9 protein-coding genes are annotated in these 9,375 nt (G+C 37.1%); 8 read left to right on the top strand and 1 reads right to left on the bottom strand.

What is annotated here, in order from left to right:
- The first annotated feature begins 84 nt into the window (after nucleotides 1-84).
- The 8 genes from ABDZ84_RS02510 to ABDZ84_RS02475 all read left to right on the top strand — a co-directional run bounded on the left by ABDZ84_RS02510 (nucleotide 85) and on the right by ABDZ84_RS02475 (nucleotide 8,698).
- Nucleotides 85-279, top strand: coding sequence for a hypothetical protein (locus ABDZ84_RS02510; protein WP_343779866.1), 195 nt, complete (start codon nucleotides 85-87; stop codon nucleotides 277-279).
- 170 nt (nucleotides 280-449) lie between these two features.
- Nucleotides 450-647: a YqgQ family protein gene (locus ABDZ84_RS02505; RefSeq protein ID WP_026681146.1), complete on the top strand. Its 198-nt coding sequence runs from the start codon at nucleotides 450-452 to the stop codon at nucleotides 645-647.
- 13 nt (nucleotides 648-660) lie between these two features.
- Nucleotides 661-1,635 (top strand): ROK family glucokinase, encoded by a 975-nt coding sequence (locus ABDZ84_RS02500; protein ID WP_026681145.1) that lies wholly within the window; start codon nucleotides 661-663, stop codon nucleotides 1,633-1,635.
- Between the two features lie 227 nt (nucleotides 1,636-1,862).
- Complete coding sequence (locus ABDZ84_RS02495) at nucleotides 1,863-3,770, top strand: LTA synthase family protein (protein ID WP_121605257.1); 1,908 nt, start codon at nucleotides 1,863-1,865, stop codon at nucleotides 3,768-3,770.
- 267 nt (nucleotides 3,771-4,037) lie between these two features.
- Entirely contained in the window at nucleotides 4,038-4,493 is a 456-nt protein-coding gene (gene tnpA, locus ABDZ84_RS02490; RefSeq protein WP_343779863.1) for an IS200/IS605 family transposase, read from the top strand.
- Nucleotides 4,494-5,777: 1,284 nt separating this feature from the next.
- Nucleotides 5,778-7,067, top strand: coding sequence for an NfeD family protein (locus ABDZ84_RS02485; protein WP_051388322.1), 1,290 nt, complete (start codon nucleotides 5,778-5,780; stop codon nucleotides 7,065-7,067).
- An 83-nt stretch (nucleotides 7,068-7,150) separates the two neighbouring features.
- Entirely contained in the window at nucleotides 7,151-8,146 is a 996-nt protein-coding gene (gene floA / locus ABDZ84_RS02480; RefSeq protein WP_026681186.1) for a flotillin-like protein FloA, read from the top strand.
- 24 nt (nucleotides 8,147-8,170) lie between these two features.
- On the top strand, nucleotides 8,171-8,698 hold the full coding sequence (locus ABDZ84_RS02475; RefSeq protein WP_026681185.1) for a hypothetical protein: 528 nt from the start codon (nucleotides 8,171-8,173) through the stop codon (nucleotides 8,696-8,698).
- A 280-nt stretch (nucleotides 8,699-8,978) separates the two neighbouring features.
- On the opposite strand, the gene ABDZ84_RS02470 is transcribed toward ABDZ84_RS02475, so the two are convergent.
- Nucleotides 8,979-9,375, bottom strand: a 397-nt coding sequence (locus tag ABDZ84_RS02470; protein ID WP_343779858.1) for a transposase, incomplete at its 5' end; no start/stop codon positions are given.

Here is a 9,375-nt window from a genome sequence, read left to right as displayed (position 1 = left end):
TCTCCGCTATGAGAAGGTGCAACAATTCTTGTCATAAGTAATAGGTTGACTTTTTTACAATGGGTAAAGTAAAAATCGCTATCCGTGAGTATAAAAGCAGCTGTGTTACTTCATGCTAGCGTTGTAGAGCCTGATAATAGCGAAGGCCGGCCAATTCAACTCCTGTGGGAAATGTTTGACCTGAAGATCCACTTTTTTGAGCGGGTTTTGCTAAAAAAGTTAGCTGAAGGACAAACCCCACGGAAAGGGAAGTGGGCAGCCGGAGTGGTGGTCAAGTAAGCAGTAGCTATTATTCCATAATAGCTACTAGAGGAAGCGTAAATTTGAGCATTTAGTGATAAGGACTGAGCGAATTTTGCTCCGTTTTTCTTATGTTTTTAAAGATACGTCTAAGTTCGTATTTCTATTTAATACGTACATTTAGTATACTAGTAATGGTGATGAATTTAATGGAATCAATCTATGATATACAGCAGCTTTTGAAAAAATATGGTACATTTATTTATACGGGTAATCGCATCGGAGATTTAGAAATAATGGCAATGGAATTGGATGAACTATATAAACTTCAATTCATTCGAAATGATGATTATTTGCAAGCAAAATTACTTCTACGAAAAGAGATAGAAGCATTGCGTAAAAATTAAGGGGGAGTTATGCATGAATCAAATTATTATTGGAGTAGACGTTGGCGGAACAACAGCAAAACTTGGTTTTATCAATAATCAAGGAGATATCCTTAGAAAATGGGAGATACCTACAATTACCGAAAATGAGGGTATTCAAATTGTAGACGATATTTGGAACTCGATTGAAAGACAATTATCACATGATCAATATACGAACGATCAGGTGCTTGGGATCGGTGTAGGTGCACCTGGATTTATTGAAGATGAAACAGGTTTTGTTTATGAGGCAGTTAATATCGGATGGAAAAATTATGATCTAGGTAATCAATTAAAGCAACGATCAAACTTACCAGTATTTGTAGAGAATGATGCCAATATTGCTGTGCTGGGTGAAAATTGGAAAGGTGCTGGGAACCAAGCTAGAAATCTAGTAGCTATAACGCTGGGTACCGGTGTTGGTGGTGGTATTATCACGAACGGGCAAATAGTAAACGGTGAAGCGGGAATCGGTGGAGAAATCGGACATATTACAATTGATATAGATGGTTATACCTGTAATTGTGGTAGAATAGGCTGTTTAGAAACGATTGTTTCAGCGACTGGAATTGTAAGGCAAGCAATGGAAAAGGCTGAAAATCAGTCAGGTTTACTTGCTACATACATTTCCGAGCATGGTTCTATTACTGCAAAAGATGTTTTTCAGTTTGCTGCTGCTGGTGATAAGTCCGCTCGAGAAATTGTGAAAAATACCGCAGACGTACTAGGAATGGCAATTTCTAATATAGGCACCATTGTAAACCCTGCTAAAGTTTTAATTGGTGGCGGAGTATCTAAAGCTGGAGAAGCATTTCTTTATGATATACGTGAGTCATTTGATAAATATGCTTTGTCCCGGGTTAGTGAAAATTGTGAATTAAAGCTTGCTCAATTAGGGAACGATGCTGGTATCATTGGAGCAGCATTTTTAGTTAAACAGAAGATCGAACACATCACATTCACCAATTAGCTGTCACTAGTTCAATGGAAGATGTAAAAAAAATCGCATTCTATGAAACTTTTATTTCATTGATTTCGTCATATACGATAATTGGGTTTACATTCGATTAACAAATATTTACTTTTGGTTTATAATATCTTTCAACAGGGAAATGAAATCAAGAATAAATCTGTTTGATATTGGTTGAAAAGTAAGAAAAATATAAAAATCAAAAGGGATAGCAGGAGGATAAGTTTATGGAGTTGAAACGGCTAAAAATACCCCTATTTATAGTAGCTACTGTACTATTTGGTATTAAAACGTACATTGTGTACCGGTTTGTGTTTTCGATTGATCTCGAAAATTCTATGCAAGAGTTAATCTTGTTTATAAACCCTTTTGTTTCAGCGTTCTTAGTTTTTGCTTTAAGTGTTTGGATAAGAAAACAGAGCAGACAAATGAAGTTCTTAAGATATACTGCTTTAATTGGTACAATCATCCTATTTGCTAATCTAGTTTTTTATCGTTCCTTTACGGATTTTATTACCATACCCCAATTATTTCAAGGAAGTAATGCCGCTGATTTGACGGAAAGCATACTGTCGCTTGTTAAGCCGTATGACATACTTCTATTCGTAGATGTAGCAATCATCTGGTATTTAAGTAGAAAACATATGGAACGTATGACCGTTTTTTATCCGAGAAGTGGTAAAGTCTTTACATTAGCCATGTCCTTTGTATTATTGGCTGGTAATTTCTTTTTGGCAGAGATGGAGCGGCCGCAATTATTTACACGTGCCTTCGATCGGGAATATTTAGTGAAAAATATAGGTCTGTTTAATTACCATGTTTATGATATTGCAACACATACTAAAGCGAAGACACAACGAGTGTTTGCAGATGGTAATGAGATTCCAGATATTAAAGCTTATATTGAAGAGAATGTGAAAACAAAAGAAAAATCAAATTTGTTTGGAGTAGCTAAAGATAAGAATGTTATATTCATTAATGCAGAATCTATTCAAAGCTTTGTAATAAATAATGAAGTAAATGGACAGGAAATTACGCCTTTCTTAAATAGTTTAACAGAGGATGAAGATACGTACTATTTTGAGAATTTTTATCACCAAACAGAACAAGGGAAAACATCCGATTCAGAATTTATTGTTGAAAATTCTCTATATCCACTTTCTCGTGGAGCTGTTTTCTTTACACATGCGCAGAATGAATACCATGCTATGCCAGAAATATTGAAAACAGAAGGGTATTACTCGAGTGTTCTGCACGCTAATAACAAGAGCTTTTGGAATCGTGATCAAATGTATCAGAGCTTTGGAATTGATCACTTCTATGGGGAAGAAGCATATGAAGTTTCTGAAGAAAATTCAATCGGCTGGGGACTTAAAGATAAACCATTCTTTGAGCAGTCCATTAAATACCTTCAGTCAATGGAAGAACCATTTTACACAAAGCTAATCACATTGACGAATCATTTCCCATTTGATTTGGATGAAACAGATAAATCCATTGAACCGTACGATTCCAATTCAAATACTTTAAATAATTTCTTTCCAACAGTAAGATATATGGATGAAGCAATTGAGCAGTTTTTCGATCAACTAAAAGATGCTGGACTATATGAAGACTCCATTATTATCATCATGGGTGATCACTACGGAATTAGTGCCAACCATAATCGAGCAATGAGTATGTATTTAGATAAGGAAGAAATCACACCATATGATCATGTACAGTTACAAAGAGTTCCGTTCTTTATTCATATTCCTGGCCATGGTCAAGGTGAAGTGAAATCAGAAGTTTCTGGTCAAATTGATGTGAAGCCAACATTGTTGAGCTTGTTAGGTGTTGAAAATAAAAATGACTTACATTTTGGTAATGACTTATTTAGTGATGAAAGAAAAGGTTACATTGCTTTAAGAAACGGTAATTTTATTAGTGATGATTATATCTTTGCAAGTGACACTTGTTATAATCGAGAAACTGGAGAACCAGTAGAAATAGATCAAAAGGAAGAAGCTACGGATCAAAACGTTGAGAGTGCCTGTGATCCAATTAGCAAAAGAGTAGATAAAGAATTAGGTTACTCAGATGATTTAATTTATGGAGATCTTTTCCGATTTGTTGAGTTTACCGATCAAAAATAATAGTAAAATGAAGTAACAGTTTAAGTTAATTCATCTTTTTGGATGAAACAAGATGATTAAGAAGGATATTCCCCTTGAAGTAATAACCAGATTAAGAAAATAAATAATCTGCTTTACTTTGAGGGGAGTTTTTTAATTGATGTTTTTTAAACCACAGGCTCTGCCTGTGTGAGAATTAAACTTGTAGAGTTGTAACAGAAAAATCTCCTTTCGATATAATAGAGTTGGCCGTCAAACCGACTCTATATATAGAAAGGAGATCTACTCATGTCGAGTGACAATAGTTTATCACACACCCGATGGAATTGTAAGTATCATGTAGTCTTTATACCCAAGTACAGAAGGAAAGAAATTTATGGCAAGTTCAGAAGAGACATCGGGGTGATCTTAAGACGTTTATGTGAGATGAAAGATGTAGAAATTATTGAGGCTCATGCCATGACTGACCACATCCATATGCTGGTTAAAATACCACCAAAAATGTTAGTGTCTTACTTTATGGGCTACTTAAAAGGTAAAAGCTCTTTAATGATCCATGATAGACATGCCAACTTAAAATACAATCATGGAAACCGCACATTTTGGGCTAAAGGTTACTATGTCAGTACAGTAGGGCCCAATCAAAAAACTGTGGCAAAATACATTCGTGAACAAGAATCGGAGGATAGACTACGAGACAACATGAGTAAACGTGAATACGTCGATCCATTTAAAAATAGGTAGGAAGATAAACGGTTGACGGTCAATTCAGAAGCCCCTTTAGGGGTCTCGTTGGTAAAGTGCCCTTATAGGGCGAAACTAAAACCGCCCGTTTTACGGGCGGATAGTTATTTGGTGCGCCAGGCATGGCGACTATCTAGGTGGTGAAAGTCCACTGTGGGGGTACACATCAACCAACCACTAGAGAAGCGCAAGGTGTTTATCGTGAGGTAAAGGCTGAAGGAAGCGTGTATCAAAATCTTGGCTCGACGAACAGAAATCTGATACCAAGGCTCTGTAGGCGGACAAGGCTCCCAAACAAGCCAAAGTCCAAAAGATGTGCGTAACCCTATAGAGTAAATCAGACGAGTAAAAGAGGAAAGATAGTTGTCCTTACCCTGAGAGGTCTCACGGACAGCTGAGGAGTCCTCTAAAAAGAAAGCTGGTCGAAAAAGGTTTATCGTGAGAAGTCAGCCGACGCCATAGTAGTGATGAAAAAAAATCATGAAGGGCTGAACAATTTATAGTGTTTCTACGCCATGAATGCACGAAGGATAGACTTCTGGATGTATTAATGATAAAAGTATGAGCGTATCTCAGAGGATAATCAAAAGAGAAGTGTTCTTCGTCACGTGAAAGGAAAGGAGGCAAAGAGGTATTCCCTTTGCTTTAGACCGTTATCTAAAAGTACACACAGAGATGTAAATTGAATCGCCGTATACGGAACCGTATGTACTAGTGGTGTGAGAGGGGCGAGAAGCTCTTAGCTTCTCCCTCTACTCGATTATCCCGCATATAACTGGCAATAAGACCGCCACTTTAAGCGATAAAGGGTAACCAATATTGGTAGTGGGGATCAACTACCAGTAAATGTCCGATTCGTTCAAAGTACTTAAGGTCATTCCCTTGTGGTACTATCAATCATTGGGGATAAACTAAACTACAATAATTGAAGTTTCACTTTAAACGACAATACATATATGTAAACTATATGCTAACCGAAGAGTAATAGTTTTGCATTCAGTTTAGTGGTTCCGTTATCTGTCGTATTGTAGGACAAACTGAAAGTATGCTAGGCAGATATACATCCTATAATTTCCGAACTGTTTATTGTAATATCTCATGATGATGACTTTGTTTATTTCATGCTATATTTAAAGTATCATTAACAGATCACTTTATGGTACTATTTAGTTAATCCGTAAAAAATGAAACTAATTAAGGTATGATTCGTATATATAACTATACATAATAAGGAGGTGATCGTGGTTGCCTACTAGGAAAGTATTTACATATTTAGTTTTCTTTATCGCTTTTTTCTTTCCACTTTTCCATCAAGTACCTGTAGGTGCTGCTGACAAAGGTGAAGGTAAATTGGTGTATGTCATACCTATTGAAAAAGAAGTGGAACGAGGACTTGAAGCATTTCTCACTCGTGCAACAGAAGAGGCAAGGGAAGAGGGAGCAGATCATATTATATTTGAAATTGATACTCCAGGTGGTAGAGTCGATTCCGCAGGTCAAATTGCAAAGCTTCTTCAAAATTTAGATATTCCAACAACATCTTATGTTGTGAATCAAGCTTATTCTGCAGGTTCTTATATCGCTTTAAATACGGATTCTATTTATATGAAGCCCCAGGCTACAATGGGAGCAAGTGGTGTAATCACCTCCGATGGTAATGCAGCTGATCAAAAAGCACAATCAGCTTGGATTGCTGCTATGAAAAGTGCTGCAGAATCAAAAGGAAGAGACCCATTATACGCAGCAGCTATGGCGGATAAAAGCATTGATTTGCCAGAATTAGATGCAGGAGAGGGTGAATTTTTAACTTTAGGACCTTCTTCCGCCTTAGAAGTAGGTTATTCTGAAGGAACGATTGAAGATCGTGTAGAATTACTTCATGAATTAGGTCTATCTGAGGCGAAGATTATTGAGAAGGAGACTACTTTATCTGAAGAGATAGCTAGGTTTTTAACAAATCCAGTTGTTATACCAATCCTCTTATCTGTTGCTAGCCTTGGTTTAGTAGTCGAATTATATTCCCCTGGATTTGGTGTTCCTGGTATAATGGGACTCGTTTCGCTCGTATTATTTTTCTATGGTCATATTGTAGCAGGCTTAGCAGGTATGGAGGCAATCATATTACTTGTACTAGGTATTGTATTAATTATTGCAGAAATATTTGTACCTGGTGGCATTATGGGTTTGCTTGGCATTGGCGCAATCATAGGTTCATTATTTCTGTCCGGCTATGACCTTGGTCACATGTCAATGAGTATAGGAATTGCATTTTTAGTCACCCTAGTCGTTTCCGTTATCTTATTTCGAAGAATGGGAATGGATAAAGGTATTTTCCGGCATATTATCCTAAAAGACCAAACAACTACTGAGCAAGGATATGTGTCCTCTGTAAATCGATTAGAGCTAATTGGGTTGGAAGGTGTAACCGTGACGCCATTACGTCCAGCTGGAACAGCTGTTTTTGAAAATGAGCGTCTAGATGTAGTTTCAGAAGGCGGATTTATTGGTGAGAACCAAAAAGTAAAGGTTGTTAAGGTTGAAGGTGTACGTATCGTGGTGAGAAAAGTTAATTAATGGATGTTTGACTGCATTCAATTGATAAACTATATTGAATGGAGTTCTATGCATATAATAAATGATTTATAGGAGGAAAAATAATGGATTTACAAGAACTAATGCCGTTAATTATTATTGCGGTTATCTTAATTGCTGTAGCAATTTTATTTACATTCATTCCAGTAATGCTATGGATTAGTGCGCTGGCAGCGGGCGTGAAAGTGGGTATTTTCCAATTAGTCGGGATGCGACTTAGAAGGGTTGTGCCAAATCGGGTTATCAATCCGTTAATTAAAGCACATAAAGCTGGATTAAATGTTAAAACAAATCAGCTGGAGAGTCATTATTTAGCTGGTGGTAACGTAGACCGTGTTGTGAATGCTTTAATCGCTGCACATCGTGCAAATATCGAATTACCATTTGAACGAGGGGCTGCTATTGATTTAGCAGGTCGTGATGTATTAGAAGCAGTTCAAATGAGTGTTAATCCAAAAGTTATTGAAACACCATTTATTGCAGGTATTGCCATGGATGGTATTGAAGTAAAAGCAAAAGCAAGAATCACCGTGCGGGCTAATATCGATCGACTAGTCGGTGGTGCTGGTGAGGAAACGGTTATTGCTCGTGTTGGTGAAGGTGTGGTTAGTACAATTGGTAGCTCAGAAGCACACACACAAGTACTGGAAAATCCAGATTCTATTTCGCACAATGTATTAAATCGTGGTTTAGATGCTGGTACCGCTTTTGAAATTTTATCGATCGATATTGCAGATGTTGATATCGGTAAAAATATTGGAGCGATTCTACAAACAGATCAAGCGGAAGCGGATAAAAATATCGCACAGGCAAAAGCCGAAGAACGTCGTGCAATGGCGGTTGCTCAAGAACAAGAAATGCTTGCACGGGTTCAAGAAATGCGTGCAAAAGTTGTGGAAGCAGAAGCAGATGTACCACTTGCTCTTGCTGAGGCTTTACGTTCAGGAAACTTAGGTGTGATGGACTACATGAACTATAAAAACATTGATGCAGATACAGATATGCGAGATTCTATAGGTAATTTATCTAAAGATAATCATGACGAAAATGATCCTAAATAATCCTAAAAGTAAGGGAGGGGTTTGATGGATGCCCTATCCAACCTAATTGATGCTATTTTTAGTAATTTCTTTATTGTTTTTGCTATAATAGCAGGGATCATAGGAGTTTTAAAAGATGGTTCTAAAAAGGATGACCAGAAGGGAAATAGACAGCCTAATCGAACAAAGCCGACTCCAACTCCTTCTGGTGGGACTCCTAACCGAAATCGAACACAGTCGATACCTAATTCAACTAATGCTTCTACTACCGTGTCGACCATTTCTGTTGATGATCAGCACAAAGAGCAGATGGAACGACTAGCTAATCAAATGGGAGCCGACAAATCAAGTGAAAGTCTAGATATCACAAAGTATTCTAAGGCTCTTGATAGAGGTCAGATTCAACAAATAGATGATGAGCTTACGGAAGTTCAGAAGCAGTTGAAGAAGCAAGTTTCTAATAATCTAACGAGAAAAGGATTAGTAAATGGAATTATTATGGCAGAAGTTCTAGGGAAACCGAGAGCGATAAAGCCATATCGAAATGTTATTGCTGAAAGAAGAAGACGATAATTATCCAAAGCCATTCATAAGCAACGTTGCTTGTGAATGGCTTTTTTGTAAGTTAAGAAAGTATAAAATCAGTGCAATGACTGCGTTAAGCCAAGTAGTTATTTTGAAATGTTTGATGTATATTGGCAATGCTCCGACTAATTACTTCGCTTTCCGCGGGCACGGCCCATAGCCGTCAAGCTAATAAAAAAGAAGTACGGTGCAATGAAAATATAAACATATTTTTCCAGTTTAATCCGTATTCTTTTATGGGTACTTGTTTTCTTTTTTACACTTTTACTCACGCGGCACGGAAATGTACTTTATACGCAATGTTTAAGACATCAAAAGGACTTTTATGCTGACAACGATGATCTTTCCTTCCATGCCGGTATATGTTCTGGTAAATATTATCGATGAGAGCTTTCAAAGAAGAAAGGTGATAGAGTGAATACCCCTTCGTCTCTACTATTGCGTTTCTCGCATGGTTGATACATTTGTACTCACTTCCTTCTAGTTGATACCTTTCGTAAAGGCAGTAACGGCACTGAAAAGCAATCATCGAAGAAAGAAGAATATGAATTAAAGTTCCATACAAATGACAGTAAAAGCGGTCGGTATTCATTGTCTGCACATCATCAATTTCAAATAACGATTTCCATGTTTTAAAGAGTATCTCCACTTGCCAACGCAAGGAA

It is taken from the genome of Virgibacillus salarius (assembly GCF_039521925.1).
GTDB classification, from domain to species: domain Bacteria; phylum Bacillota; class Bacilli; order Bacillales; family Amphibacillaceae; genus Virgibacillus; species Virgibacillus salarius.
The sequence above is the reverse complement of the archived record's forward strand: the minus strand, read 5'-3'. Positions and strand labels throughout refer to the sequence as shown.